The sequence below is a fragment of the Candidatus Macondimonas diazotrophica genome, from assembly GCF_004684205.1.
In the GTDB taxonomy this organism is placed as follows: Bacteria; Pseudomonadota; Gammaproteobacteria; order UBA5335; family UBA5335; genus Macondimonas; species Macondimonas diazotrophica.
In genome coordinates this window covers 97,793-122,304 of record NZ_SRIO01000004.1, presented here as the reverse complement: position 1 = coordinate 122,304, position 24,512 = coordinate 97,793, and the positions used below count along the sequence as shown (strand labels likewise).

27 protein-coding genes and 1 pseudogene are annotated in these 24,512 nt (G+C 65.8%); 3 read left to right on the top strand and 25 right to left on the bottom strand.

Annotated elements, in window-relative coordinates; all coding sequences use genetic code 11:
• Positions 1 to 2: 2 nt before the first annotated feature.
• Positions 3 to 185 carry a hypothetical protein gene (locus E4680_RS04475; RefSeq protein WP_135281190.1) on the bottom strand — a complete coding sequence of 61 codons (183 nt, stop codon included), beginning with the start codon at positions 183 to 185 and terminating at the stop codon, positions 3 to 5.
• Between the two features lie 128 nt (positions 186 to 313).
• Between E4680_RS04475 and traT the strand changes: the two genes are divergently transcribed.
• A complete protein-coding gene (gene traT, locus E4680_RS04470) occupies positions 314 to 1,261 on the top strand; it encodes a complement resistance protein TraT (protein ID WP_167792380.1) in 948 nt (315 codons plus the stop codon).
• 4 nt (positions 1,262 to 1,265) lie between these two features.
• Here the strand turns inward: traT and E4680_RS04465 are convergent, their stop codons facing one another.
• Both E4680_RS04465 and E4680_RS04460 read right to left on the bottom strand, forming a co-directional pair.
• Positions 1,266 to 2,477, bottom strand: a complete 1,212-nt coding sequence (locus E4680_RS04465; RefSeq protein WP_240696123.1) for an SEL1-like repeat protein — start codon at positions 2,475 to 2,477, stop codon at positions 1,266 to 1,268.
• A 200-nt stretch (positions 2,478 to 2,677) separates the two neighbouring features.
• Positions 2,678 to 3,286 (bottom strand): hypothetical protein, encoded by a 609-nt coding sequence (locus E4680_RS04460; RefSeq protein WP_135281187.1) that lies wholly within the window; start codon positions 3,284 to 3,286, stop codon positions 2,678 to 2,680.
• A gap of 197 nt (positions 3,287 to 3,483) precedes the next feature.
• Between E4680_RS04460 and cobU the strand changes: the two genes are divergently transcribed.
• Complete coding sequence (cobU, locus tag E4680_RS04455) at positions 3,484 to 4,008, top strand: bifunctional adenosylcobinamide kinase/adenosylcobinamide-phosphate guanylyltransferase (RefSeq protein WP_240696112.1); 525 nt, start codon at positions 3,484 to 3,486, stop codon at positions 4,006 to 4,008.
• Positions 4,005 to 5,054, top strand: a complete 1,050-nt coding sequence (cobT, locus tag E4680_RS04450) for a nicotinate-nucleotide--dimethylbenzimidazole phosphoribosyltransferase (RefSeq protein ID WP_135281282.1) — start codon at positions 4,005 to 4,007, stop codon at positions 5,052 to 5,054. Before cobU ends, cobT begins: the two co-directional genes overlap by 4 nt.
• Positions 5,055 to 5,217: 163 nt before the next feature.
• On the opposite strand, the gene flgN is transcribed toward cobT, so the two are convergent.
• From flgN to fliF, 22 genes and pseudogenes are all read right to left on the bottom strand, one after another.
• Positions 5,218 to 5,688: a flagellar export chaperone FlgN gene (flgN, locus tag E4680_RS04445; protein WP_167792378.1), complete on the bottom strand. Its 471-nt coding sequence runs from the start codon at positions 5,686 to 5,688 to the stop codon at positions 5,218 to 5,220.
• A 22-nt stretch (positions 5,689 to 5,710) separates the two neighbouring features.
• Positions 5,711 to 6,367, bottom strand: a complete 657-nt coding sequence (gene flgA, locus E4680_RS04440; protein WP_167792377.1) for a flagellar basal body P-ring formation chaperone FlgA — start codon at positions 6,365 to 6,367, stop codon at positions 5,711 to 5,713.
• 68 nt (positions 6,368 to 6,435) lie between these two features.
• Positions 6,436 to 6,825, bottom strand: a complete 390-nt coding sequence (locus E4680_RS04435; protein WP_135281183.1) for a DUF2802 domain-containing protein — start codon at positions 6,823 to 6,825, stop codon at positions 6,436 to 6,438.
• Positions 6,826 to 6,877: 52 nt separating this feature from the next.
• On the bottom strand, positions 6,878 to 7,696 hold the full coding sequence (motD, locus tag E4680_RS04430; protein WP_135281182.1) for a flagellar motor protein MotD: 819 nt from the start codon (positions 7,694 to 7,696) through the stop codon (positions 6,878 to 6,880).
• Between the two features lie 11 nt (positions 7,697 to 7,707).
• Positions 7,708 to 8,451 carry a flagellar motor protein gene (locus E4680_RS04425; protein WP_135281181.1) on the bottom strand — a complete coding sequence of 248 codons (744 nt, stop codon included), beginning with the start codon at positions 8,449 to 8,451 and terminating at the stop codon, positions 7,708 to 7,710.
• 89 nt (positions 8,452 to 8,540) lie between these two features.
• Positions 8,541 to 9,401 carry a MinD/ParA family protein gene (locus E4680_RS04420; RefSeq protein WP_135281180.1) on the bottom strand — a complete coding sequence of 287 codons (861 nt, stop codon included), beginning with the start codon at positions 9,399 to 9,401 and terminating at the stop codon, positions 8,541 to 8,543.
• Positions 9,402 to 9,413: 12 nt separating this feature from the next.
• On the bottom strand, positions 9,414 to 10,586 hold the full coding sequence (gene flhF, locus E4680_RS04415; protein ID WP_135281179.1) for a flagellar biosynthesis GTPase FlhF: 1,173 nt from the start codon (positions 10,584 to 10,586) through the stop codon (positions 9,414 to 9,416).
• A 39-nt stretch (positions 10,587 to 10,625) separates the two neighbouring features.
• Positions 10,626 to 12,689: a flagellar biosynthesis protein FlhA gene (gene flhA / locus E4680_RS04410; RefSeq protein ID WP_135281178.1), complete on the bottom strand. Its 2,064-nt coding sequence runs from the start codon at positions 12,687 to 12,689 to the stop codon at positions 10,626 to 10,628.
• Between the two features lie 5 nt (positions 12,690 to 12,694).
• A complete protein-coding gene (gene flhB / locus E4680_RS04405) occupies positions 12,695 to 13,855 on the bottom strand; it encodes a flagellar biosynthesis protein FlhB (RefSeq protein ID WP_135281177.1) in 1,161 nt (386 codons plus the stop codon).
• 6 nt (positions 13,856 to 13,861) lie between these two features.
• A complete protein-coding gene (fliR, locus tag E4680_RS04400) occupies positions 13,862 to 14,614 on the bottom strand; it encodes a flagellar biosynthetic protein FliR (RefSeq protein WP_167792376.1) in 753 nt (250 codons plus the stop codon).
• A gap of 26 nt (positions 14,615 to 14,640) precedes the next feature.
• A complete protein-coding gene (gene fliQ / locus E4680_RS04395; RefSeq protein ID WP_135281175.1) occupies positions 14,641 to 14,910 on the bottom strand; it encodes a flagellar biosynthesis protein FliQ in 270 nt (89 codons plus the stop codon).
• The gene (gene fliP, locus E4680_RS04390; protein ID WP_422666662.1) at positions 14,907 to 15,668 is read right to left on the bottom strand and encodes a flagellar type III secretion system pore protein FliP; all 762 of its coding nucleotides are present in this window, start codon (positions 15,666 to 15,668) and stop codon (positions 14,907 to 14,909) included. The genes fliQ and fliP overlap by 4 nt, the downstream gene beginning before the upstream one ends.
• The gene (fliO, locus tag E4680_RS04385) at positions 15,665 to 16,066 is read right to left on the bottom strand and encodes a flagellar biosynthetic protein FliO (RefSeq protein ID WP_135281174.1); all 402 of its coding nucleotides are present in this window, start codon (positions 16,064 to 16,066) and stop codon (positions 15,665 to 15,667) included. Before fliO ends, fliP begins: the two co-directional genes overlap by 4 nt.
• Positions 16,066 to 16,308, bottom strand: a pseudogene (fliN, locus tag E4680_RS04380) (flagellar motor switch protein FliN); the annotation flags it as partial. The pseudogene fliN and the gene fliO, both read right to left, overlap by 1 nt.
• A 140-nt stretch (positions 16,309 to 16,448) precedes the next feature.
• Positions 16,449 to 17,408 carry a FliM/FliN family flagellar motor switch protein gene (locus E4680_RS04375; protein ID WP_135281172.1) on the bottom strand — a complete coding sequence of 320 codons (960 nt, stop codon included), beginning with the start codon at positions 17,406 to 17,408 and terminating at the stop codon, positions 16,449 to 16,451.
• Positions 17,409 to 17,417: 9 nt separating this feature from the next.
• Complete coding sequence (locus E4680_RS04370; RefSeq protein WP_135281171.1) at positions 17,418 to 17,933, bottom strand: flagellar basal body-associated FliL family protein; 516 nt, start codon at positions 17,931 to 17,933, stop codon at positions 17,418 to 17,420.
• 212 nt (positions 17,934 to 18,145) lie between these two features.
• Positions 18,146 to 19,264: a flagellar hook-length control protein FliK gene (locus tag E4680_RS04365; RefSeq protein ID WP_135281170.1), complete on the bottom strand. Its 1,119-nt coding sequence runs from the start codon at positions 19,262 to 19,264 to the stop codon at positions 18,146 to 18,148.
• Positions 19,261 to 19,710 (bottom strand): flagellar export protein FliJ, encoded by a 450-nt coding sequence (gene fliJ / locus E4680_RS04360; RefSeq protein WP_135281169.1) that lies wholly within the window; start codon positions 19,708 to 19,710, stop codon positions 19,261 to 19,263. Before fliJ ends, E4680_RS04365 begins: the two co-directional genes overlap by 4 nt.
• Positions 19,707 to 21,113, bottom strand: coding sequence for a flagellar protein export ATPase FliI (gene fliI, locus E4680_RS04355; RefSeq protein WP_135281168.1), 1,407 nt, complete (start codon positions 21,111 to 21,113; stop codon positions 19,707 to 19,709). Before fliI ends, fliJ begins: the two co-directional genes overlap by 4 nt.
• Positions 21,103 to 21,765: a FliH/SctL family protein gene (locus E4680_RS04350; protein ID WP_135281167.1), complete on the bottom strand. Its 663-nt coding sequence runs from the start codon at positions 21,763 to 21,765 to the stop codon at positions 21,103 to 21,105. The genes fliI and E4680_RS04350 overlap by 11 nt, the downstream gene beginning before the upstream one ends.
• Positions 21,758 to 22,771 carry a flagellar motor switch protein FliG gene (gene fliG, locus E4680_RS04345; RefSeq protein WP_240696111.1) on the bottom strand — a complete coding sequence of 338 codons (1,014 nt, stop codon included), beginning with the start codon at positions 22,769 to 22,771 and terminating at the stop codon, positions 21,758 to 21,760. Before fliG ends, E4680_RS04350 begins: the two co-directional genes overlap by 8 nt.
• A complete protein-coding gene (gene fliF, locus E4680_RS04340; RefSeq protein ID WP_135281166.1) occupies positions 22,764 to 24,497 on the bottom strand; it encodes a flagellar basal-body MS-ring/collar protein FliF in 1,734 nt (577 codons plus the stop codon). Before fliF ends, fliG begins: the two co-directional genes overlap by 8 nt.
• Positions 24,498 to 24,512 lie beyond the last annotated feature (15 nt).

Sequence of the window (24,512 nt, the reverse complement as noted above, 5' to 3'; positions counted from 1 at the left end):
CCTCAGCGCTTGCGGCGCTCGTCCTGCTGGCGGAAAAACGCATCCCAGCTGCTTTCCAGCCCGCTATCGTCCTCTTCGAAATCCTCGTCCGAACCGTCCTCGGTATCGGCCGAACGCATGTCAAACAGGATGAGCACGCCCAGCAGCAAAATGATCATCACGGTCACCGGCAACCATGCCTGCATGGTGCGTTCCCTCGCTTAGTTCTCAAGACGGCCGTGGGCTCAAGTCGACCGCGAGGCAACCCCTTGGCTCGCTCCGCGTCCAATGTATGATAGCCGAACCTGGTCCTGCCACTGCCGTGAACCATGCCATGCCGGTCGAAAACGACATCATCCCCCGCGTAACCCCCGGTTCATTTCGCCGCCCGCAAGCGCGCACCCCCCGTGCGCGATGGCGTTATTCGATCCTCCTGATCGTCCTCGCCCTTTCGGTGGCCGGCTGTACACGCAACGCGAAAAAGGATGACCCCAGCGGCTTGACCGTCGAAGGCGTCAACCTGGAAGTGCGGATGTCATCGAACGTCTTCATTCCACCGGTCGCCCCGCCCGTCCCAGAGACGCAGCGGCGCGTCTACGTGGTCGGGACCAACACCTCCACGATCCAGTCCGCCAATGACCGGCTGCATCCGCTGCTGTTGCAGCGCCTGGCCGAGCGTGGCTACCGCTTGACCAACAACCCCGCCGACGCGCATTACATGCTGCTCTACAACGTGTTGTACGTCGGCAAGGAAGTACGTGACCTGTCCACCGTTACCGCGCTGGCCACCGGCGTCGGCGGGGCCGCGGTCGCCGCTACGGTCGGACGGCGCAACGAGGTGATCCAGAACGCCGGGATCGGCGGCTTGGTCGGAACGGTCACCGGCGCCGTGACCGGGCATTACTTCGAGACCAACACCTATGAGCTGGTCGTCGATCTGCAGATCCGGGAGCGCCAGCCCGCGGTTCCGCCGCCGTTGCCACCCGCCGAGGCCTATCGGCTTGCCGCCGATCGCGCCTTCCGGGACCTCAACACGGTACTGGGCCTGAGCGAAACCCACATCGAATCGGCACCGCTCATCGACCGGCACACCCCCGCCTCACCCGACAGTTGGGATCTGTACAACAGTCAGGTGGTGGGATTCGCGAGCAAGCTGCGGCTCACCTTCAAGGAAGCCGAGCCGCTGCTGTTTCAGGCGATGGCCCGGGAAATCAGCGGTATCTTCTGGGATCTGAACCGTCTGCCCGGAAGCGCGGCGCCCACGACCCCGGGGCGCAGTTGATGACCTAGCGCCAGTTGTGGCTGCGCACCAGTTCCAGGGCGCGGCCCTGAGCACGAATGAGTTGTTCGGTACTCAACAGCCGTGCCAGGGCATCGCGTAGCCGAACCACTTCGAGACGCCCGTCGCCGGTATAGCGTGAAGCGGCGACATCCACCCAGATATAGGCCTGCTCGAAGTTCTGTGGCACCCCCAATCCGCGATAGTAGAGTTGACCCAGCAGCAGCTGCGCGCGGACGTCGCCCAATTCAGCTGCTCGGGATAGCCATGTGAACGCTTCACCAAAGCTTTTCGGCACTCCATCGCCCGCCACGTAGGCGATGCCCAGCGCAGTCTGAGCCCGCACCTCCCCCTGCAATGCGGCTTTGGTGTACCAACGCGCGGCGGCCACCTTGTCCACCGGCACGCCCTCACCCCGAGCCAGTGTCTGGGCCAGTTCAAAGGCCGCCTCGCGGTGATCCGCCTCAGCGGCACGGCGCCACCACTGGATCGCCAGCGCGGGATCACGCGCCACGCCGACCCCCTGGAACAAGGCCTGGCCGAGTCGGAACTGTGCCTCCGTGTCCCCCTGCTCGGCAGCCTGAGTGAACCAGCGCACGGCTTGCGCCGGGTCGCGGGCCACCCCCTCGCCTTGCCAATACGCATCGCCCAAGGCGGATTGCGCCAGCGGGTGGCCTTGTTCAGCAGCCCGGGTGAACCATTGCACCGCGCGTGCCGCATCGCGCGCCACGCCCTGCCCCGTGTCATACGCCAGCGCCAATCGCAATTGCCCCACCGGCTCGCCCTGTTCGGCCGCCTGCGTGAACCACTGGACCGCTCGGATCGGGTCGCGGGCCAGGCCAACCCCGGAAAGATAAGCCTCCCCCAATCGAACCTGCGCTGTTGCCAAACCCTGGTCTGCCGCCTGGCGATACCACTGCACGGCGCGCGCTTCATCCCGCACGGTGCCGCGCCCGGCCAGCATCGCATCGCCCAGTTGCAGCTGGGCCTGCGTGCTGCCCTGCTCTGCGGCAGCCCGATACCAACGCACCGCCTCCTCCCAGCGGTTCTCGCCGGCCAGACGCTCGGCCAGCGCAAGCTGTGCCTGGATCTCGCCCGCTTCAGCCTGCTGGGCGAGATCCGTGGCAGCCGCACTCGCCGCGGGCAAAGACGCCCCGGCAGCGGGGGCCGACGCGTCGGCCAGCGCCAGACCGTTTGCCGACGACCACATCAAAACCACACTCAAGAAGCCAAATCGAGACCGGGTCATGGGTCATGCCTGTGAATGGGAACACGTTCGAGTCAAGAGGAAATTCAGGCCGGAGAATGCCCGAGCGACACCTGTGCCATCAGCGCAGAGCATACCAAAGTCCCCGCTTGTCGAGGCCATCCGCGCACTGCTCAACCCGATCGGCCTGCGCGCTGCCGATCGGGCCTTCGTCAGTCCTCGGCACCGTTGGAGCGGCGCCATGGCCGGCGCGGCCGGGGCGCAGGCGGTTGCGCCTGTGGCTCAGGGAGATGGACGCGAGGGGCTCGGAATACCGGTGGTGGTGGCACAGAAAGCGGTTGCACACGGGGCGGCGCCGGTGGCTCGGCGGGACCGGTACGCCGGTCCGATGGAAAAGGCGCGGGCCGAACCGGCCGGACATCCACGGGACGCGCCTGCGAAGACCGATCCGGCCGTGGAACCCAGCGATTCTTTGGGGAGAGCCAGGTAGGGCCCGTCAGCAGCCGTTCCTGATAGCGACGCAATCCATTCCGCCGGGGCGGCTCCGGCTCGATCTCGTCCCGGTCGACATCGACCCAGTACACCGGAGGCCCCCACCAACCGGGATAGCCCCAATAACCGAACCCACCGAATCGGTCGTAACCCCATCCATACGGCGTGTACGGGTATCGCCAGGGATCATACGGATCCATCCAACCGCCCCGGCCGTACACATCGTCGGGATAATCATCGAGGTCCGGCGTCTGACCGAGCCCCGCACATCCACTGAGAATCATGCACACGGCCAGCGCCATTGCGCTCATGGGCCTGCCAGTCGCCATTGTGTTATCCAGCCTGCGTCCGGTGAAGGAGAAATCAGCATTGTACGACGCGCTCGAAAGCAGCAATGGTTGGACGTGACGACCGCCCCAAGGTTCTGCGTGGGAATCGCTGGTCCGTCATCCGGGGCGGTACTGCGCGCACAATCTTCTGGCTTGGCTATACTGCCACCCCGCCTGCCATCACAAGGACATCGACCGTGAACGAACGCGCGGAACTCATCCTCGGCGGCGTGCGTTCGGGCAAGAGCGCCTACGCCGAGGCGCAGGCCCGGGCCAGCGGGCTGGCGGTGCATGTCATTGCCACGGCCGCGGCGGGAGATACGGAAATGGCGGCCCGCATCGCGGCGCATCGCGCACGCCGGCCAGGCCATTGGGTCACCCATGAAGCCGAGTCGGCACTGGCCGCCACGCTGGCAGCGGTAGCGGCGCCGGATCGCTGCCTGCTGGTCGACTGTCTGGGCCTGTGGGTCTCCAATCTCCTGCATGCGGGCGAAGCGGCCTTCACCGCCGAGCGCGCGGCGCTGCTCGAACAGCTGCCGACACTGCCTGGCCGCATCCTGCTGGTGAGCAACGAGGTGGGCTGGGGCCTGGTTCCGATGAACGCCTTGGCGCGCCGCTTCGCGGACGAGCTGGGTTGGCTGAACCAGGCGGTGGCAGCGCGCTGCGGGCGCGTGGCGCTCCTGGCCGCAGGCTTGCCGCTGATACTGAAGGATACGCCGTGAAGCTGCCCTGGTGGACGCTCGCGCCACTCCCCCCGGATGCCGCAGCAGGGGAAGCGGCAACAGCCCGCTGGAACAGCCTGACGAAACCGCCCGGCTCGCTCGGCCGGCTGGAGCGCGCGGTGACACGCCTGGCGGCGCAGCAGGGGCGGATCACCCCCACCCTGGCGCGGGTGCATATCGTCGTTTTCGCAGGCGACCACGGGGTTGTGCAGCGCGGGGTTTCGGCCTATCCGCAAGTGGTCACCAGCCAGATGCTTGCCAACTTCGCGGGCGGCGGCGCGGCCATCGCCGTTCTGGCGCGGCAGCTCGGCGCCGAACTGACCATCGTCGATGTGGGCAGTGTCCATGCGGCGCATCCGCTGCCCGGCGTGCTCGACCGGCGCGTCGCCCATGGGACAGCCGATTTCACCCAGGCCCCAGCCATGACCGCGGCGCAGACCGAGGCCGCGCTGGCCGTCGGCGCGGCGTGCGTGGCGGCGGTACGGGCGGCCGAGGCGGAACTGTTCATCGGCGGCGAGATGGGGATCGGCAACACCACCGCGGCCGCGGCACTCGGCTGCGCACTGCTCGCCGCACCACCCGAGGCGCTGCTCGGACCCGGCACCGGCCTCGATGCCGCGGGCCTTGCGCGCAAACGCGAAGCACTGGCTCTGGCGCTCGCCCGCCACGGCGCAGCGGGAAACCCCTTCGACGTACTCTGCCGACTGGGCGGTCTCGAGCTGGCCGCCCTGGCCGGCGCCTACATCGCTGCGGCGCAGGCGCGGCTGCCCGCGCTGGTCGACGGATTCATCGCCACGGCGGCGGCACTGGTGGCCATGCGCCTCAATCCGGGCGTGGCCGAGTGGCTGCATTTCGCCCATCGCTCCGCCGAACCGGGACATGCGCGACTGCTGGACGCGATGAGCAGCTGCGCCCTGCTCGATCTGGATCTTCGGCTCGGCGAAGGCAGCGGGGCGGCACTGGCGGTGCCTCTTTTGCGGGCCGCCTGCGCGCTGCATGGCGAGATGGCCACTTTCGATGGCGCCGGGGTGAGCACGGCCGATTGAGGCTATCCCGCATGTGGCGCCGGATCGGGCAGCCGACCACCCGGCAATGGCGCCAAAACACCGGATGCCGTGCACGATTCGGACGATGCATGCCGGTCCCGGTGAGTGCTTGGCCGCCACATCACGCCGCGCTCCGGGCCGGTTCGATCGCCCGAAAAGGCGATCAGATGCGCAAGCTGGTCATGCCGCGCCGCCCGCTGCTAACGGTGCCTTTTTCGGTGTAGAGCGTGTTTTCCGGCAGGATCCCGAGCACCTGAAGCTGAAGCGCGACCTGGCGCTGCCGGGCCAGCAGGAGGGCACCATTGCGCTGATTGAGTCGCTGACAGGACGCCAGCGCCGTCCGCAACCGTTCGGCCACCTCACCGGTCACCCCATGCGCATCGAGCCAATGCTGCAGCAGCCGATCCCCATCGGCGGCCTCTGCGCGCGCGGCAATGGCGCGCAGCGCACGGTCCAGCGGCACCAAGGCCGAAAAGCAGCGAGTCTTTTCGGCTGCGATATCGACCAGATCCGGCACTTCCGGCTGGATCAGGCTGGCGGCTTCGCGTTCCAGACAGTCTTCCAGCTGGCCCATGACCTCCAGAATCATGGCTGGCTGAAGCGCTTGGCCTGTCGACGACTGATCCGTATTCATCCCTCGCTCCTTTTGAGGTGATTCAGAAATCCACGCGAACACGCCCGTCGGCCTGAACCGTGCCCTCGACGATCCGGCCGCTCGCCCCATTGCGCACCTTGAGGCGACGCCCGGCCAACCCATCGGCCAGTGCCTCGCCGTTGCCCTGCACCCGGATCGAACCGCTGGCGGCTTCGATTACCACCTGCTGACCGCGGCGCACCACCACCGCCTGGGCCAACTGCGACGGTAAAATCACGGCGCCTTCGGTCACCGGCCGGCGCAGTGTGCTGCCCACGGCGGCCTCGGCGTGCTTGAGGTATCCATAAGACAGATCCGTCATGCGGCGGCGTGCCAGGGTCACATCCTGCGCCGTCAACACGGTCCCGGCCGGGAGAGGGCGGCTCGCCACCAGCACCTCGCCCATCGCGCTGATCCGAGCCGGCACATACACGCGCCATGACGACTCGGGTGCATCGCAGACGACGGACAGGGTGGCCGCCGAGCGCAATGGCCCGGGACGCAGCGGCTCGATGGCCAGCGGTCTCTCGCAGGGCGACAGGTTGAGTCGGGCATCGGGCGCGATGAGGTCGATCTCCAGCGTCTGATCCGGCCACTGCGCCTGCAAGGCCGCCTCGACGGCCGCACGAATCTGAACGTTCACGGGCGATTCGGCCGCGGCCGCTGCCCCGAACCCCATGAGCAGCATCCCGGCCCAGGGCCCTGCCCTCGCCCGGCCCCGCGATGCCCGGACGCTCCGCTCGGTTTTCAAGCCCCGGCTGCCTTGCGCGTAGCCGTGGTCGGTGTGGCGTGCAACCGAACCACCAACTCGGCTTCGGCCTGACTGAGACCACACGATCCCGTCAGGGCGTCAACGGGGGCGCCCTGTCGGGCCATGCGGATCGCCCGGTCATACAGCCGCTCGAGCCCGGCGCCCGTCGGGTTGTCCGGGACGGGTGGCGCAGCCGGCGCGCCGCTGGCCTGGGGCAGGCACTGCCGAAGCGCCCAATACTGCCCTTGCAAGTCCGCCACGCCACGCTGCAGGGTCTCGGCAGCCACCGCCTGACGACGCATCGGCAGGCGCAGCAGCAGCCAGACCAGCAGCGCTCCCCACGCGCCCCCGAGCAGCGCAGCACTCACAATGGTCACAAGCGTCATCTGAACTTCCCTTCCGCCTTCGACGGATGACTCGCGGGTAAATGGTGCGTCTTCATTCGGGCCGCTCCTGAGGTGCCGCCGGCAGAACACCGGCTGACGTGGCATTGGCCACGGCGGGATCGAGCACCACGAGGACGACCCGCCGGTTCCGGTCTCGCCCATCGGATGAATCATTGGATGCCATCGGCCGGTGTTCACCCAGCCCGATGATCGTCATGCGCGAGGGCTCGATACCCAGCGATTCGAAGCGGCGCACGACGGTAGCAGCCCGCCCCGCCGACAATTCCCAGTTGGATGGAAACTGCAGCGTATTGATCGGCACGGTATCGGTGTGCCCTTCCACATGAATGGGATTGGAGAAGGGACGCAGAATTTCGCCGAGTTGATCGATGACCGGGAGGGCACGCGCATCGAGCGCTGCCGCCCCGCTCTCGAACAACAGATCGGTCTGGATCTCCACTTCGATCCACTGCCGGCCGCGGCGAACCACGACCCAATCCGCCAGAACGGACGCTGCGATCGCCTGCTCGACCTGGCTGGCGATGCGATCCAGCGATTCCCCGCCACCGAATGCGCCGCTCGCATCCGGCTGACCCACCGGCGGGGCGGCGAGCGGCAGGGGAATCATGGTGGGTTCCTCGCGCGGCTCCGCGCCCTTGCGCACCTCGCCGATCTGGATCGGTTCCAGCGTTCGGGTGTCGCCACGGAAGGCGGCCTGCAGCGCATCGGAGAGAATGCGGTATTTCCCCTCGTTGACTGAAGACAGGGAATACATCACCACGAAAAACGCCAGCAGCAACGTCACCAGGTCGCCGTAGGGAATGGCCCATGCTTCGTGATTGGTGTGTTCTTCATGTCCTTTCTTCGGCATTGACCCTGCCCTCAATGGTGGAGATAGCCCTTGAGCCGGGTTTCGATATTGCGCGGATTCTCGCCATGGGCGATCGCCAGGAACCCCTCGATCAACACCTCTTTCACCTGCACCTGTTCCTGAATCGCCGCCTTGAGCTTGGCCGAGACCGGCAGCAGCAGAAGATTGGCGAACCCGATGCCGTAAATCGTCGCAACAAACGCTGCGGCGATGCCGGTGCCGAGATGGCTGGGATCATCCAGATGCTGCATGACCGACATCAGCCCCAGCACCGCGCCGATGATTCCGAGGGTGGGTGAGTAGATCCCCATGGACTCGAACACCTTCGCCCCCTGCAGATCGCGGTGTTCCTTGACGGACACATCCACCTCCAGGATCTGGCGAATGGCTTCCGGGCCGGTCCCATCGACCAGGAGTTGAATCCCCTTGCGTTCGAACTCGCCCGATTCCTGTTCGATGACTTTTTCCAGGCCAAGCAATCCATCCTTCCGGGCGATCTGGCTCCAACTCACCACCTTCTCGATGATCTCGTTCAAGTCCGATCGCGGTGGTGCAAAAACCAGCCGAACCATCTTGATCGCATGCATGAACACCGACATCGGCGTATGCAGGCAGATGGATGCGAAGGTCCCGACCACCACAATCACAAATGCAGCCGGGTTGAGCAGCGCAGCCACCCCGCTACCCTTGAGAATGCTGCCGCCGATCACGGCGACGCCGGCCAGAACCAGGCCGATGAGACTGAAGATGTCCACGTATGTACTCTTTTGCTATTGGACGTGGTACGGCGCCCCATGCAACGGCAGACCGGCACGCCCATCAGACGGGCCAGACGGCGGGCTCCTCACGCTTGAGACGCATCGCCCCAGACGGCGAACCGATCCTTGGGGCCGGGCGCGGAGCGATGAACCCCATCGCCTTCGTCCTGCTTATCGACCGCCCGTGCCAGACTCTTGAACGCCAGGCTCGCAGCCGCATGAGGATGGCAGGTCACCAGCGCGCGCTGGTGCTCCAGGGCGTGGCGGATGAGCCCATCGTGGGGCACCCCGCCCCGGTAGACGGGCCGGATCGCCAGAAAGCGTTCGACGACACGGGCGAGCTTGGCAAACAGCCGTCCCCCGGCACCGGACTCGTGAACCTGATTGGCCACCACACCGAAGCGCAGCACCCCTTCTTCCTGATGGAGGATCTTGATCAGTGCGTAGGCGTCGGTCAGCGATGCCGGATCGTCACATACGACGACCAGGACCTCATCGGCCAAGGCAGCGAATTCGCGCACACACGGCGCGATCCCGGCGCCCAGATCGAGCACCATCCAATCCACCTGACGCCGCAGGTCTTGAAGCGCACCGAGAATCCGGCTCCGCCCCGGTGCATCGAGATCGGCCATGCGGCGGGCGCCGGAGCTTGCCGCCACCAGCTGCACATGATCGGCCACCGCCAAGGGCAGATCCTCCAGTGGCACCTGTCCGTCGAGCCACTGCCCCAGATGGGCCGACGGCTGCACGCCCAGCAACACATCCACATTGGCCAGTCCGAAGTCGGCATCGACCAGCATCACGCGACGTCCTTGCCGGCCGAGTGCCATCGCCAGATTGACGGCCACGGTGGTCTTTCCTACGCCGCCCTTGCCGCTGGCAACGGCCAGCATCCGCGCCCCGCCTGCACGCTTCAAACCGGCGGCTTGATCGACTATTGCCTGCATCTCGACCGCCCCTTATCCAGCCCGAACCCCACGCCATTTATCGTCCATCGATCCGCTCCGCTGTTGGCGCGCAAACGCCTGGGCGCGAATCACCAGATCGGCGGGCCGCGTCCGAAGCAGATCCTCCGGCACCCGCTGCCCGTTGGCGAGATAGACGACACCCAGACGGCGCCGCGACAACACCGACAGCACCGGTCCCAGCGAGACCGCCTCGTCCAGCTTGCTGATCATCGCCCCAGCCAGATGCGAAACCGGCAGTGCCTCGACGGTTTCCTCCAGCACCTCCAGGCGGGCTGGCGCGGGCAGCACGGCGTAGGCACGCAACCGGTCACTGGCGCCCTGCAGCCGGCGCAGCTGATCGGTCAGACGTCGATCCCGCTGCCCCATCCCGGCGCTGTCCACCAGTACCAGCGGCACATCCTTGAGCTCGGCCAGGACACGGCGCAGTTCCGCGGCTGTTTCGGCCACATGGACCCCAACCCCGAGCAGCCGGCCGTAGGTCATGAGCTGCTCATGCGCACCGATCCGATGACCGTCACTTGAAACCAGCCGAACCGACTCCGGACCATGCGCCATCGCGTAACGGGCCGCGAGCTTGGCCAGCGTAGTGGTCTTCCCCACCCCGGTCGTCCCCACCAACGCGACGATGCCGCCTTGGGTCAACGGGTCTGCGGCGGGAATGGACAGCAAGCGCACCAGGCTTGCCATCGCCTGGCGGCGCAGCTCGTCCGCACCCTGCGCGGCGCCGGGCAGCGCCGAGAGGATGCGCTGGGTCATTTCCAAGCTCAGCTCCAGACTCTGGAGTTCCTGGAAGGCAGCCCGATGCTGGGGATGGTGATGCAGCCATTGCCGCCAGGACAGGCTGTCGAGCCGTTCCTCCAGCAGACTCTTGAGGCGCCCGAGCTCCTCCCGGACCTCGTGCAGGCTGGTCGACGATGGGTGCGGCGTCGGTGCCTGCCGCGTGTCCGCTCCCGGTGCGCCTGGGTTGACCGGTGAGGGTGCGCGGGATTCGGCGTGCGCCACCGCCTGCCACACGCGCGCTTCGTCGTAGTCGGTCGCCGCCACGATCTCGACGCCCGAATGTTCCCGCCGATTGGACAGAATCACCGCGTCGGGCCCCAGCGCCTCGCGCACCTGCTGCAGAACGCTGCGGACATCGGCACCCTGGAATCGTTTGATCTTCATCGCTTTTCATTCCCCTGATAATGGGCCCTGGCCACGGGCTCAAGCGCCAATGGTCGTGACCAGCCGGATCCGCCGGTCTTCCGGAATTTCGCTGTAGGCAAGGACGTGCAGACCGCGTACGGCATGTCGGGTCAGGCGCGCCAGCAGCGGGCGCAGACGCGGCGACACCAGAAGAATGGCGGGCTCCCCACGTCCTTCCTGGCGCTGGGTCGCCTCGCCGAGCGACTTGAGCAAACGCTCGGCGAGGCCCGGTTCAAGCGCCATTCCGTCCTGCAGAGCACCGCTCACCAGCTGTTCGAGACCGTGATCGAGTGCGATCACCGGCAATTCCTCGCCCGTGAAGCGCAGATTCTGAAGAATCATTCGGCCCAGATGTTCGCGCACGACACGCAGCAGTTCGGCCGGTTCCTGGCTCGTTCCGGCACGAGCGACCAGCACTTCGGCGATCGTGCGGATATCGCGGATCGACACACCATCAGCGAGCAGGCCGCGTAACACCTGCACCAGAGTGGCCATATTCACGGCCTTGGGTACCAGCTCCTCGACGAGCTTGGGTGCGGTGCGGCCGAGTTGGCCGAGCAGCTGGTGAATTTCGTCGTGACCGAGCAGTTCATGGGCATGCTGGCGCAGCAGCTGACTGAGATGGGTGGCCAGGACCGTGCCCGCATCGACCACGGTATAGCCGAGCATCTGGGCCTGGTCGCGCTGGCCTTTCTCGATCCACAGTGCATCCAGGCCGAATGCAGGATCGTGGGTGGCGATCCCCTCGAGCGACCCGAACACCTGCCCGGGATCGATGGCCATTTCACGTTCGGGTTGCAGCTCTCCCTGTCCGATCACCACGCCTTTGAGCGAAACGCGATAGGCCGTGGGTGACAGCTCCAGATTGTCGCGGATATGCACGGCCGGGATGAGGAAACCCAGCTCGTGCGAGAGTGTCTTGCGCACCGACTTGATGCGATCCATGACCTCGCCGCCTTGGTGAGGATCCACCAGCGGAACCAGGCGATAGCCCACCTCCAGACCCAGAAGATCCACCGGCGCCAGCTCATCCCAGGACAGCTCCCGGGGAGCAGCGGGCTCGGCCGGCGTGTCCTCGACGACCGGAGCGGCCGCACGCATCGCCGCGCGACGTGACATCGCATAGCCGCCCCAGAGGCTGGCGCCACCCAGGGCCATAAACACCAGACTGGGCATCCCGGGGACGATACCCAAGGCCATCAGGATGCCGCCCGCCACGATCAGTGATCGCGGCTGATCAAGCAACTGGGTCGCCATCTGTCTACCCATGTCCACGGTCCCGGACACCCGGGTCAGAATCACCGCCGTGGCCACCGACAGCAGCAAGGCCGGAATCTGTGCCACCAGGCCATCCCCGATAGTCAACAGCGTGTAGTTCTGCACCGCATCCATGAACGGCTGGCCGTGCTGCAGCATGCCGATGAACAGCCCGCCCAGAAGATTGATGAACAGCACCAGGATTCCCGCGACGGCGTCGCCGCGCACGAATTTTCCCGCCCCATCCATGGCCCCGTAGAAATCGGCTTCCTGACGAACTTCCTGGCGCATCTGGCGCGCCTGTTCCTGGGACATCAGTCCGGCGCCGACATCGGCATCGATTGCCATCTGCTTGCCCGGCAGCGCGTCCAGGGTGAATCGCGCCGCGACCTCGGAGATGCGTCCAGCACCTTTGGTGACGACGACAAAGTTGACGATGACCAGAATGGCGAACACCACCAGGCCGACCGCGTAGTTCCCACCGATCACGAAATTGCCGAAGGCTTCGATCACCCGGCCCGCCGCCTCCGGGCCCTCATGGCCGTGCAGCAGGATGACCCGCGTGGAGGCCACGTTCATGGCCAGACGCAGCAACGTGGTAATCAGCAATACGGATGGAAAGATTCCCAGATCCAGCGGCCGCAGGACATAAACCGTCGCCAGCAACACGACCAGCGACAAGGTGATGTTGAAGGTGAACAGCAGGTCCAGCAACGGCGCCGGCAACGGCAAGACCACCATCGCCAGCATCAAGGTCACCACCAACGGTGTACCGATGCCGACCTCCAGAATCCGCCAGCGCGGAGAAAGGGCTTCGCTGGCCATGGGGACTACTCCTGTTCCCGTTGGAGCGGTTCTGGCTGCGCCGCTTCCGGATCGGCGGCGACGGCATAGGCCGCCGGCACTTCGAAATCAGGCGGCGCCGATGGTGGGTGGGGTTGATGCTTGAGCTGGTAGACATAGGCCAGCACATGCGCCACCACCAGGTAGAGATCCGTTGGAATGGGCTGATCCAGCTCCGCGTGACGGTACAGGGCGCGCGCAAGGGGTGGCGATTCAAGCACCAGCACACCGTGCTGCCCGGCCAGCTCGCGAATGCGCAGCGCGATCAGCCCCACACCCTTCGCCACGACCACCGGCGCCCGCATGTGCTCGGCGTCATAGCGCAACGCGATGGCGTAATGGGTGGGATTGGTCAGTACCACATCGGCCGTCGGGATCTGTTCCATCATGCGCCGGCGGCCGCGCTCGCGCTGAAGCTGGCGGATCTTGGCACGCACCTCCGGCCGCCCCTCCATCTCCTTGTGCTCTTCCCGCAGTTCGTGACGGCTCATCCGCAGCTGGCGGGCGTATTGCCATCGCTGCATCGGAACGTCGACCAGCGCAATCAGGCCCATCCCCAACCCCAGGACGGCCCACAGCTTCAGACACAAGCCCACCAGCGCCGGCATGGCGACCGGCAATGCGGAGAGCGCCAGCGCCGGCAACTGGGGAATGGCCTGACGGAACGCCATGAATCCGATGGCACCGATCACGCCCACCTTGAGCAGGCCCTTGACGGTTTCGATCAGTCCCTGCGTCGAAAGCAGTCGGCCCAGCCCCTTCAATGGATCGAGACGCTCGGCGCGCCATTCGATCCCCTGGACCGTGAAATTCCATCCGCCCACCGCAACGCTGGCACCGGCCGCCGCCACTGCCAGCAGTCCAATCACGGGCAGCAGCGTCCATGCGCCGGCCCCCAATGTGTCACCCAGCAATCCAGGCAACTGGTCGTCGACCGGACTGGCCGCACGCTGCAGCGCCTGACGCAGGGTCTGGCCCAGGAATTCCGCCAAGGACGGGCCGAGCAGCAACATCCCCAATGCCCCGCCAATCACCAGACTCATACTGACCAGTTCCCGGGAGCGCGGGATCTGGCCGCGTTCCCGCGCCTGTTGCAGGCGCCGTGGGCTGGCCTCTTCGGTGCGGTCTTCCTGGGTGGAATCGGCCATGGTGACTCAACCCCCCATGCCAATGAGGCGGCGCAGCGTCAGGAGCGCCGCCTCCAGCCAGGGTTCGAAAAGGCGCGCCATCACCGGCAACGTCCAGATGACGGCCAGCAATCCGAGGCTCAGCGAAACCGGGAATCCCACGGCGAACAGGTTGAGCGCCGGCGCCGCACGCGTGGTCACGCCCAGAATGAGATTGACCATCATGAGTGCTGCCAGCGCCGGCAGTGCCAGCTGAATACCGCCACTGAACAGATGCGCACTCCAGCGCAGCAGCGTTTCCACACTGCCCGCGGGCAAGTTGCCCAGCCCGACCGGCAACAGCACGAAGCTTTCGGCGAGGATACGGATCACGGCCAGATGCCCATCCAAGGCCAGGAACAGCAAACTGGCGACCAATTGAAAATACTGTCCGAGGACCATTTCGCTGACCCCGTTGACCGGATCGACGGTGACCGCAAACCCCAGGCCCATGGCCGTGGCGATCATCTGACCCGCCATCAATGCGGCCTGAAAGATGATCTGCAACGCCATCCCCATGGCAACCCCGAGCAGGATCTGCTCCACCGCCACCAAAATGCCTTCCGAACCCAACAGCGCCATTCGGGCCGGCGGCGCCAACGGAAGGATCAGCCAGGTCACGGTCAAGGCGAGTAGCAGCCGCACGCGCACCGGGACCGCCGGTCCGGAAAACAGCGGCATCGCCATGAAAAAGCCGCTCACCCGGAAAAAAACGCCCCCGGCCTGATCCAGCGTCTGCATGAGCATCTGCTCCTCCATGACGCGGCCTACCCGATCCAGCCCGGGATGGACTGATAGAGCTCCCGGGTGTAGTCCACCAGCAAGCCCAGCATCCACCCGCCGGCGATCATCAGCGCCAGCGCGATCGCCGCCAGCTTGGGCACGAAGCTCAAGGTCGCCTCATTGATCTGCGTCGCTGCCTGGAACAGGCCGACGACCACCCCCACCACCAGCGCTGCTGCGAGCAGCGGGCCGGCCAGGAGAACCGTGACCCAGAGCCCGTGGCGGGCGATTTCCATGGCGGTTTCGGGCGTCATCCCGCTGCCCCTCCGGACACGACGAAACTCGAGGCCAGCGTACCCAGCAGCAGCACCCAGCCATCCACCAGCACGAAGAGCAGGAGCTTGAACGGCAAGGACACCAACATGGGCGAGAGCATCATCATCCCCATGGCCATGAGTACGCTGGCAACCACCAGATCGATGATCAGAAACGGAATGAAGATCACAAAGCCGATCTGGAAGGCCGTCTTGAGCTCGCTGGTCATGAATGCCGCCACCAGCACCGGTAGCGGTACGCCGGCGGCTGTCTCGGGCGCCGGATCACCGCGCATGTCGAGGAAAAGCTTGATGTCCTGTTCGCGGGTCTGGGCCAGCATGAAGCCCTTGAGTGGCTCGACACCCGCCTGAACGGCCTCCTCGAACCCGACCCGGTCGTTGAGATAGGGCTCCAGCCCGCGCGTGTAGACCGCCTGAAACACCGGCGCCATGATGAACAGGGTAAGAAACAAGGCCAGTCCAAGCAGCACCTGATTGGGCGGGGTTTGCGGCATGCCCAGCGCCTGACGCAATACGGCCAGGACGATGATGATGCGGGTAAACGCCGTCATGGCCAGCAGCAGCGCCGGCAGCAGCGTCAGCGCCGTCATCAGTGCCAGAATCTGCAGGCTGAGGGTATAGGTCTGCTCGCCGCCCGCGCCTTGCACGGTCACCGCCGGCAAACCGGGCGCAGCCCACACGGGACTGGTCAGCAGGGCGAGCAACACGGCGAACATGCCGTTCCGGCCGATCCTCATGGGACGCTCCTTGTCGCTGTGAACTTCGGGGTGGTCGGGTCCACCGGGGACAACGTATCCGGCGATCGATCCACCTCGACGGGCAGGATATGCAAGGCCTGCACACGTCCCGGCGCAACGCCCAGCAGCATCCGGCTACCGCCGGCTTCGATGAGCACGACTCGCTCGCGATTGCCGACCGCCACGGTGCCAAGCACCCGCAATTCGCCGGCACGCGTCATCCCCAGACCGGGCAGCCGCCGTATGATCAAGGCCAGGATGCCGATGAGCGCGATCACCAGCGCGAGGCTGACGGCGATCCGCAGGGGCGCAACCGCGGGCGGAAGCGCACCCGCCGCGGAAACCGGAAACGGAAGCACCGATAGCACGGCCAGTACCGGATACCCGCCGCAACGCATCACTTGAGTTTCCCCATGCGTTCGGAGGGACTCACCACCTCGGTGAGCCGGATGCCGAAGGTTTCATTGACGATCACCACCTCCCCTTTGGCCACCAACGCGCCGTTGACGAATACCCCAAGCGGCTCCCCCGCATGGCGGTCCAGCGTTACCACTGCACCCTCATGCAAGGCCAGAACCTCCCGGATACTCAGCCGGCTGCGCCCAACTTCGATGGACAGCGTCACTGGGACGTCCATCAAGACATCCAGGCTGACGGCGCCACGGGTCGCCGCCGATCCGGCGAGCAGGGCATCGGTCGCGCCGGCCTCCTCGGGCGGCACCGCAGGCTCTGCTGCCGCGGCTTCGGCCGGCTGTTCGGTTCGCTCGATCGTTTCCGCCATCAGTTCACTCCCTTGCCTGTATCGTCCAGGTGATCCATGCCGTGCCGCAGCCGCACGACCTTGCGTCCGCCCGTCATACCGATTTCACCCTCCATCAGGGACCGATCTTCGAGATAGACCTTGACCCGGCTGGGGGCTTCGAGCGGCAGGATGTCGCCGTTGCGAAGCGCCAGCAGTTCCCGCACTGTCAGCCGGACCTCGGCCAGCTGCGCCGACAGGGTCAGGGGCGCTTCGCGCAATGCCTGCCCCAGGGCACGCTGCCAGCCCTTCTGCCGCGCCACGCTGTACGGCATCTCCGATGTGGTGATTCCGGTCAGCAACGACAGGGGAATCACCAGCGCAAGCTCCGCTTCCTGCTCTGCCATCTGCAGGGCAAAAGGCTGCAGAATCACCTTCTCGGGGTTTTCGCCGGCACCTGCCACCGGCTTTCCGCCCTGCGCCTCGACCGGGGCCAAATGAAGCGGATGGGCAGGCGGCCAAACGGCCAACAGCTCCGATCGGACCAGCTCGATCAGCCGACGCTGGGCCCAGTTCGCGGCCAGCGACGCCGCGTAGTCGCCGCCACTCTGCCCACCAGCGCCGCCGTAGTAGGCGTCCACCATTCGAATCACCCACGAGCTTTCGATGGCGACCCACAGGAAATCGACCGGATCGGTACTTTCCAGGCAAGCCGTGGACACCGCGCCCAGCGTGGCCAGGGCGGCCGTCGACGACCCATGGCAGACGGCCGGCCGTACCGCGATCGCGACCGGTTGACGCAAGCCCGCACTCAATGTGTGCTGCAGACGTCGGGCGAAGTTCTGGGCAATGGGATCGAACAACGGCAGGAGGGCGCGAATCTGGTGATCATCCGCAGCAAAATCGAAGGTCGCCACGATCGGACCGGATGCACCCGGGGTCGCATCGTGAAGCAAGGCTGCAATCTCTTCCTGAGACAGAATGTCGCCGACCGTACCCATGGCTCGTTCCTACTGCATGACGAAATGGGTGAAGTACACTTGCACCACGCCGTCGCGCCCGGCGCGTTCCTTCAAAATCGAGCGCACCTCTTGCAACACGGCTTCACGCAACCGTTCCTTGTCTTCCCGCGTGCGCAACCCCTCGTAATCCTGGGCACTGAACAACAGCAGCAGATTGTTGCGAATGACGGGCTGATGCTTCTTCACGGCTTCCTCGTCGGCTGCACTGCCCAACTCCAGCTCGACCGTGACCTGCAGGAAGCGCACCGGCGAGGGAAGCTCGAAATTGACGACGAAGGAGGGCTCCAGGGTGAAGAACACGGTGCTGGCCGCCGCGTGGGCGCCGCCGTGGGCGCTGGCGGCCGGGTCGGGCTCAGCCTCACCCGGACCGGTCCGGCCCCATAGAAACCACGCACCCGCAGCCGCGCCGGCACCAAGCGCCAAGGCCAGTACCACGATCAGGATCAAGGTCTTCGAACGGCCAGCCCGCGGAGCGGCTGGGGCTGGATCGATTTGCTGCGCCACGAAAGCCCCTTTGGTTTACATGAACGATTCGTTCAAGCGCAGGGCAAAATTCGGGCCAGACGAAAAATAGGCCTTAATTCAATTGCTTCTCGACGAAGGCAGGAAAGCGGGACGGTAAAGCGTCAAAAAACCGGAACGGTATCGTTGGCAGAATCACAGGGCGTCGACTTGATTTTGACACCACGCAGCCCGTTCAGCGGCTCGAAGGTTGCTCAGGCATAGGCCTCGAACAAGCCACCGTGCGGCCGCGACAACGCGACAGGCGCCACAGGTTCCGCAGTATGCGCCTGCAGCAGACGCCGCGATGGCTGCGGCGACCGCGCGAACGCCGGGGATTCCCCGCCACCCCCGCCGGAGTAGACACCCGCCTGGTCCAGTTGCAGTCCATTCTGACTAAACATTTCCCGCAGCCGCGGCAGAGCCGTTTCCAATGCCTCACGCACCGTGGCCGACGCGGTCGAGAACCAGATTTCGGTGCCGGCTTCACGCAGGGTGATGTGAACCTCGATCTCGCCCAGCTGCGGCGGATCCAACCGCAGATGTGCAGTCTTGAGGTCAGCGCGTTGCATCCAGACCAGCCGTTCGCCCACATCCGCTGCCCAGTCCGGATGATGGATCGAGCGCGGCAAGGAAAACATCGGTTCCGGTTCGGACCGAAGAACAGCGGGCCGATCGCGGATCAACCGCTGCGCCATCTCGGCCAGCGGCCCGTCGGTGCCATCGATCGAGTTCCCTTCTCGGCCGCTGAGCAGATCCAGTTCGCGGATCGCTTGCGGCGCCGCCGCGTCCAGAGGGTCGCCGCCCGGTTCCGCAGACGGCGAAGCGACTGGTGGCCGTGTGAGCGAAGCCGATGTCAGCACCGTATCGACGGGCGGCGAGACCGCGCCATCATCCGCTGGCGGCACCTCATCCAGAACGACACGGGTGGAGTGCAGGCGAGGTGGATCCGCCGGCGAAATCGGCAGCCGCCGCTGGGCATCCTGCCCGGCGGGTTGCGGCGCGAGGGGCGCAAACAGCCTGAACGGCGATTCGCCCCCAGACAAACCGAGTCCAGGCAGCGCCCAAAGGCCGTCCGGCGCCGATGCCGCCTCATCCGGCGGGATCATGTCCGGTGCGGTCGGCGCGTCGCCTTCGGCCCCTGATGACCGGTCCGCGGCTACCGGCTGCGTGGCGGACTTCAGGGCGCTCAACGCCGTCCCGACGACTTCGAGCAGCGTCGCAAACCCATCGGCCGACGACGATTCCTCGGTGGCCTCCCCCGGCGTACGCTCGGCGTTCACCGCCGCGGTCACCTCGACCTGAGGGAGAAAGCCGGTCGACAAGCCATTCATGACACGGACTTCGCCAGACGCCAGCGCGATTGCGTCAGATCATCGAGCAGATGCTGTTCACGAACCGCCTGACGCGCCCGTTCCGCCTTGCGCCGTGCCTGAATCAGTTGGTCAAGCGCCTGCAACCGGGCGTGACGATCGAAATACTGATGCCGGGCCTGGTCACAAGCCCTCACCTGAGTGTCCAGCAGCGCCTGCTGCCGCTCGATCGCGGCATCCAGGCGCTCGAGCAGATTCCGGTAGGCGTGCGCCTGATCGATCCGCAGGCTTTCCGACATGGCGCAGCGCAGCTCCTCGCGGTAGTCCGCGCGATAGCGCACCAGTTCCGCCATTTGACGATCGAGCTGTTCCTTGCGCGCGAGCGCCTGTCCCAGATCGCGCGCGGCCTGATCGGCATTGCGCCGGGCCATGCTGTGCAACGGCTCGAGCTGCTGGATCCCGGTCATGCCTGTACTCCTTCAGCGATTTTGCCGACGGCTGCGGTCAATACCTCAGCGGGCAGGACCGCCGCCAAGGCATTGAGACTCTCGGAAAAGGACACCGCTTCGCGCAGGTCCTGGCGCAAAAAGGCCTGCAATCGCGGCCACAGCGCAATGGCCTCATCGATCGCAGCGTCACTGCCGCGCTGATAGGCGCCAAGGCGGATGAGATCGCCGTGCTGCGCATAGGTCGCATAGATCTGGCGAAAACGCCGGATCCAGCGCAGATGTTCCGGCCCGGCGATATCGGTCAACACGCGGCTCACCGACGCTTCCACATCGATGGCCGGGAACTGCCCGGCTTCAGCGAGACGCCGGCTCAACACGATGTGTCCGTCGAGAATGGCCCGCGCGGCATCGACGACAGGATCGTTCTGGTCATCCCCTTCGGCCAGCACGGTATAGAACGCCGTCAGTGAACCGGGGCCGGCCATATTGCCGGCCCGTTCGACCAAGCGCGGAATCTGGGCAAACACCGAGGGCGGATAGCCTTTGGTGGCCGGCGGCTCGCCGATGGCCAGGGCGATCTCACGCTGCGCCTGTGCCACGCGGGTCAACGAATCCATCAGCAACAGCACGTTCTTGCCCTGGTCGCGAAAGGATTCCGCCAATGCGGTGGCGACCCACGCGCCCTGCAGACGCATCAGGGGCGGGTGGTCAGCGGGCGTGGCCACCACGACGGCGCGCCGCAGGCCATCCCGACCCAGGATCTGCTCGACGAACTCGCGCACTTCCCGGCCCCGTTCACCGATCAGTGCCACCACGGTGACATCCGCTTCGGTATAGCGGGTCATCATGCCCAGCAGCACGCTCTTGCCGACCCCGCTGCCCGCGAACAGGCCCAGACGCTGCCCGCGCCCCACGGTGAGCAGCGCATTGAGCGTCCGCACGCCCACATCCAGCGGCTGGCGAATCAAGCCGCGCTCGAGCGGATTGAGCGGCGCGCCGTACAGTGGCCGCTCCGCGCTGCAGCGCAGCGGACCCAAGCCATCGATCGGTTCGCCGGCGCCGTCGAGCACACGGCCCAGCAAGCCTTCGCCAGTGCGTATCTGCCATTGGGTATTCGAGGGAAAGACTCGCGCATCGGGAGCGAGGCCGTGAATCGGATGGGTGGGCATGAGGTAGAGCCGATCGCCGGCAAACCCGACCACTTCGGCCTCCAGCCGGCCACCCTCCTGGGTCTCGACCAGGCAGCGCTCACCCACCGCCGCACGGCAGCCGCTGGCTTCCAGGGTCAGACCCACCACCCGCCGCAGACGGCCGCTGGCTTGCGGCCGGTAGACAAAGCTCTGCGCACGCGTCTGGGCGCGCGTCAGAAACGCGGGCCATCGCGCTTCGGGTTCGGCGATCGGAAGGGCTTCACCCGCCATCAGCAGCCTCCACCGCCGACGCGGTTTCGCCGAACACATGGGCAAACGCCGCCATCAGGCGCGCATCCAAGCCGGCGTCGACTTGCGTATCGGCGCTGTCGATTCGGCAAGCGCCGCGCGGCAGCTGCGCGTCCTCGATGAGCTGCCAGTGCGGATGATCGTCCAGTTGCTCGCGCAACCAGGCCGCATCCGCCGGATGCAGATGGACGTCGATGCGATCCGCCCCGCCGGGCAAAGCCGCCAGACCCGACTTGATCCAGCCCGCCACGACCGACGGCGATTCGCGCATTTCGCGCAGCAGGATCTGCCGGACCAGGACCTGCACCAACCGCACCAGCTCCGCTTCCACGTGCTCGTCCAAGGCCCGAAGCGGATGAGCCAGCTGGTCAATGAGCGCCTGCCATCGTGCCGCTTCGGCTGCAACCTGCTCCCGCCCCGCGGCACGCCCTTCCCGCAGACCCACGGCATAGGCTTCCTCGTAGGCGTCATGCTGCAACTGTTCCAGAGCCGAGGCGGCCAGGGGCTCCGCATTGGCCGCTGGCTCGGCCCGCAGGGGCTCAAGCATCGGTTCGAGCTCATCCCAAACCGGCGGCTGCCAGCGTTGATAGGGGGTGGCGGGCTTACCAGAGGGCGCCGACTTCCAATCAGACATAGGCTTCTCCTCCCTGTCCGGAGAGAATCAGACTGCCCTGCTCTGCCAGCCGGCGGGCCTGAACCAGGATTTCTTTCTGGGCCGCTTCCACTTCAGAAAGCCGAACAGGACCTTTGGCAGCGAGATCGTCCTGCAGCATTTCCGCAGCTCTTTTCGACATGTTGCGGAAGATCTTTTCGCGCATCCGCTCATCGGCACCCTTGAGCGACAGCACCAGCAGCTCCGGCCGAATATCCCGCAACAGGACCTGCATGCCACGATCATCCACCGACAGCAAATGCTCGAACACGAACATCCGGTCACGAATCTGCTCGGCCAATTCGGGCGCCTGTTCGGCCAGCTGCGCCAGAACGCCGCCATCGGCTGCGCTCTTCAGCGCATTGATGATGTCCGCCGCAACCTTGATGCCGCCCAAGCCATATCGCTTGGCCGGCCGTGCGCCCGCCAGCTGGTTTTGCAGCAGATCGTCCAATGCCTCCAAGGCTTCCTGGGATACTCCGTCGAGGTTGGCGATCCGCAAGATCACCTCCCCGCGCAACGCCTCGGGAAGCATGTCGATCACTTGGGCGGCTCGCTCGGCCTGCAGGTGCGACAGCACGATGGCGATCACCTGGGGATGCTCACCAGCGATGGTTTCCGCAATGGTCCGGGTATCGCACCACTTGACCGTTTCCAGGCCCTTGCCCGGCGCGGTGGCGCCAAACAGTCGGTCGGTCATGACGCTGGCGCGCGGCTCGCCCAGGGCATGCGCGAGGATGCGCTGCACCTGTTCGCGGGGTGCCTGACCGACGGATGCTTCGGTTTCCATGCGCCGGATGAATTCGTCGAGTACCGTCGCCGCCATCGCCTGCGCCACATTGCGCAGGCTGGCCATGGCCGCCCCCAGGCGCTCGACCTCTTGGGGCCCCATCAGTCGCAACACGGCTGCGGCGTCCTGCTCTTCCAGCGAGAGCAACAACAAGGCGGCGCGGTCACAGCCGGCAAGTGTCTCCTGCTGCTCAATCATCGCCACCCATCCACGCTCTCACGACTTCGGCGGTCTGCCGCGGGTTGCGCGCAGCCAGAAGACGGGCTGCTTCCAGCCGATTCTCATAAGGCGGCAAAGCGTTCGCCGATGCCTCACCCGTCCTGGCGGAAGGCAGGTTCGAGAGGCTCAAGCGATCTTCTGTCAAATCCGCCCGACCGGTGTTCTCGGTCAAGGCCGGTGGCGCCATCAGCTGCACCCGCTGGGGCGTCGAATTCCGCAAGCGCCGAAGCAGCGGTCGAACGATCATCAACAGCACCAGAACAATGATCAGCATGCCAAAACCCTTGCTGACCAATTCCATGAACCCGGGCTGCTGCCACCAGGGCACGTCGGCGCCGCCGTCATCGAGCCCTATGCCGCGAAACGACTGGTTCACCACGTTGATGCTGTCGCCGCGTACCGCGCTGAATCCCACGGATTCCTTCACCAGCGCGGTCAGCTGCGCGATTTCGGTCTCCGAGAGCGGCGTTTTGTTGACCGCCCCGTTCTCCCCCGTGCTTTCCCAATCGTCGACCAGAACCGCAATGGACAAGCGGCGCACTGTCCCCACCGGTTGACTGATGCGACTGACCGTCTTGTCGATCTCGTAGTTGCGGGTACTCTGCAGACTGACATCCTGCGGTGCCGAAGCCGGGTCACGCTCGCTTTCGGCACCATCGCTGCGGCCAGCCTCCGGCCCCGCAACGGAAGCGGTGCGCTGCGCCAAGGCCACAGGACCGGGAGGCTGATTACTGAGCGCGCCTGGGATCCCGCCCGGTAGCGCGCCGGGTGTGCGACGTTCCTCGCTCATCTGTTCGCTGCGCAGGACCTGACTGGCCGGATCGAAACGCTCCTGAGTCTGTTCGACGACGGTGAAATCGACATCGGCGCTGACCTGTGCATGGACCCGCCCCGGCCCGACGATGGGCATCAGCAGCGATTCGATTCGGTACACATACTCACGCTCCAGCCGCCGTGCGTAGGCGAACTGATCGTCGCTCAGTCCCAACGGACCTTTGGCATCATCCTGCTCACGCGTCAAAAGATTGCCGCGCTGATCCACCACCATGACCTGACCGGAATCCATGCCGGGAATGCTCGCTGCAACCAGATGCACCATTGCCGCAACTTGACCGGCCTCGAGGCTGCGACCGGGATACAACTGGACGATGACCGATGCGCTCGGCTTTTTCTGATCGCGCACGAAGGCCGACGCCTTCGGCAACGCCAGATGCACCCGCGCCTCCTGCACCGGTTGCAGACTGGCGATGCTGCGCGCCAGCTCCACCTCCAGCGCGTGCTGGTAGCGTGCGTTTTCCATGAACTGGGAGACGCCCAGACCCTGCGGCTGCGTCAACATCTCCAAGCCCACGCCGGCGCCCTGCGGCAAACCCTGCGTCGCCAGCTTCAGCCGCGCCGCGTGGACCTGATTGCCCGGAACTTCGATGGCTCCACTGGTATCGTTGATTCGGAAGGGGATCTTCTGTGCCTGCAGAACCTCGACGATCTGCCCGGATTCCTTGTCGGACAGGCCGTTGTACAGCACCCGATAAGCCGGTTGCTGCATCCAGAGGGCGGCAGCAATCAACACGGCGGCGAGCAACGCCAGCGCGGCGGCCGGACCAAGTACCTGAGCGCCCGGCATACTCGGCAAGGCCGCCAGGCGTTCCCGCCAGGAAGTCCAGTCCGCCAAACGATCTGGCGATTTTTTTTCAGCGATGTCCATGGATCAGCGTCTCCG

What these genes read in the sequence shown, in the direction of transcription:
- E4680_RS04420 (WP_135281180.1), bottom strand. Translation starts at nt 9,401, where the DNA reads ATGCAGGCAATAGTCGATCAAGCCGCCGGTTTGAAGCGTGCAGGCGGG.
- flgN (WP_167792378.1), bottom strand. Translation starts at nt 5,688, where the DNA reads ATGAATACGGATCAGTCGTCGACAGGCCAAGCGCTTCAGCCAGCCATG.
- motD (WP_135281182.1), bottom strand. Translation starts at nt 7,696, where the DNA reads ATGCCGAAGAAAGGACATGAAGAACACACCAATCACGAAGCATGGGCC.
- flgA (WP_167792377.1), bottom strand. Translation starts at nt 6,367, where the DNA reads ATGGGGTTCGGGGCAGCGGCCGCGGCCGAATCGCCCGTGAACGTTCAG.
- flhF (WP_135281179.1), bottom strand. Translation starts at nt 10,586, where the DNA reads ATGAAGATCAAACGATTCCAGGGTGCCGATGTCCGCAGCGTTCTGCAG.
- E4680_RS04375 (WP_135281172.1), bottom strand. Translation starts at nt 17,408, where the DNA reads ATGGGTACGGTCGGCGACATTCTGTCTCAGGAAGAGATTGCAGCCTTG.
- E4680_RS04435 (WP_135281183.1), bottom strand. Translation starts at nt 6,825, where the DNA reads ATGACGCTTGTGACCATTGTGAGTGCTGCGCTGCTCGGGGGCGCGTGG.
- fliJ (WP_135281169.1), bottom strand. Translation starts at nt 19,710, where the DNA reads ATGACCGGGATCCAGCAGCTCGAGCCGTTGCACAGCATGGCCCGGCGC.
- E4680_RS04365 (WP_135281170.1), bottom strand. Translation starts at nt 19,264, where the DNA reads ATGAATGGCTTGTCGACCGGCTTTCTCCCTCAGGTCGAGGTGACCGCG.
- fliG (WP_240696111.1), bottom strand. Translation starts at nt 22,771, where the DNA reads ATGATTGAGCAGCAGGAGACACTTGCCGGCTGTGACCGCGCCGCCTTG.
- fliF (WP_135281166.1), bottom strand. Translation starts at nt 24,497, where the DNA reads ATGGACATCGCTGAAAAAAAATCGCCAGATCGTTTGGCGGACTGGACT.
- E4680_RS04350 (WP_135281167.1), bottom strand. Translation starts at nt 21,765, where the DNA reads ATGTCTGATTGGAAGTCGGCGCCCTCTGGTAAGCCCGCCACCCCCTAT.
- E4680_RS04475 (WP_135281190.1), bottom strand. Translation starts at nt 185, where the DNA reads ATGCAGGCATGGTTGCCGGTGACCGTGATGATCATTTTGCTGCTGGGC.
- fliQ (WP_135281175.1), bottom strand. Translation starts at nt 14,910, where the DNA reads ATGACGCCCGAAACCGCCATGGAAATCGCCCGCCACGGGCTCTGGGTC.
- fliP (WP_422666662.1), bottom strand. Translation starts at nt 15,668, where the DNA reads ATGAGGATCGGCCGGAACGGCATGTTCGCCGTGTTGCTCGCCCTGCTG.
- flhB (WP_135281177.1), bottom strand. Translation starts at nt 13,855, where the DNA reads ATGGCCGATTCCACCCAGGAAGACCGCACCGAAGAGGCCAGCCCACGG.
- E4680_RS04460 (WP_135281187.1), bottom strand. Translation starts at nt 3,286, where the DNA reads ATGGCGACTGGCAGGCCCATGAGCGCAATGGCGCTGGCCGTGTGCATG.
- fliR (WP_167792376.1), bottom strand. Translation starts at nt 14,614, where the DNA reads ATGCAGACGCTGGATCAGGCCGGGGGCGTTTTTTTCCGGGTGAGCGGC.
- fliI (WP_135281168.1), bottom strand. Translation starts at nt 21,113, where the DNA reads ATGGCGGGTGAAGCCCTTCCGATCGCCGAACCCGAAGCGCGATGGCCC.
- fliO (WP_135281174.1), bottom strand. Translation starts at nt 16,066, where the DNA reads ATGCGTTGCGGCGGGTATCCGGTACTGGCCGTGCTATCGGTGCTTCCG.
- traT (WP_167792380.1), top strand. Translation starts at nt 314, where the DNA reads ATGCCGGTCGAAAACGACATCATCCCCCGCGTAACCCCCGGTTCATTT.
- flhA (WP_135281178.1), bottom strand. Translation starts at nt 12,689, where the DNA reads ATGGCCAGCGAAGCCCTTTCTCCGCGCTGGCGGATTCTGGAGGTCGGC.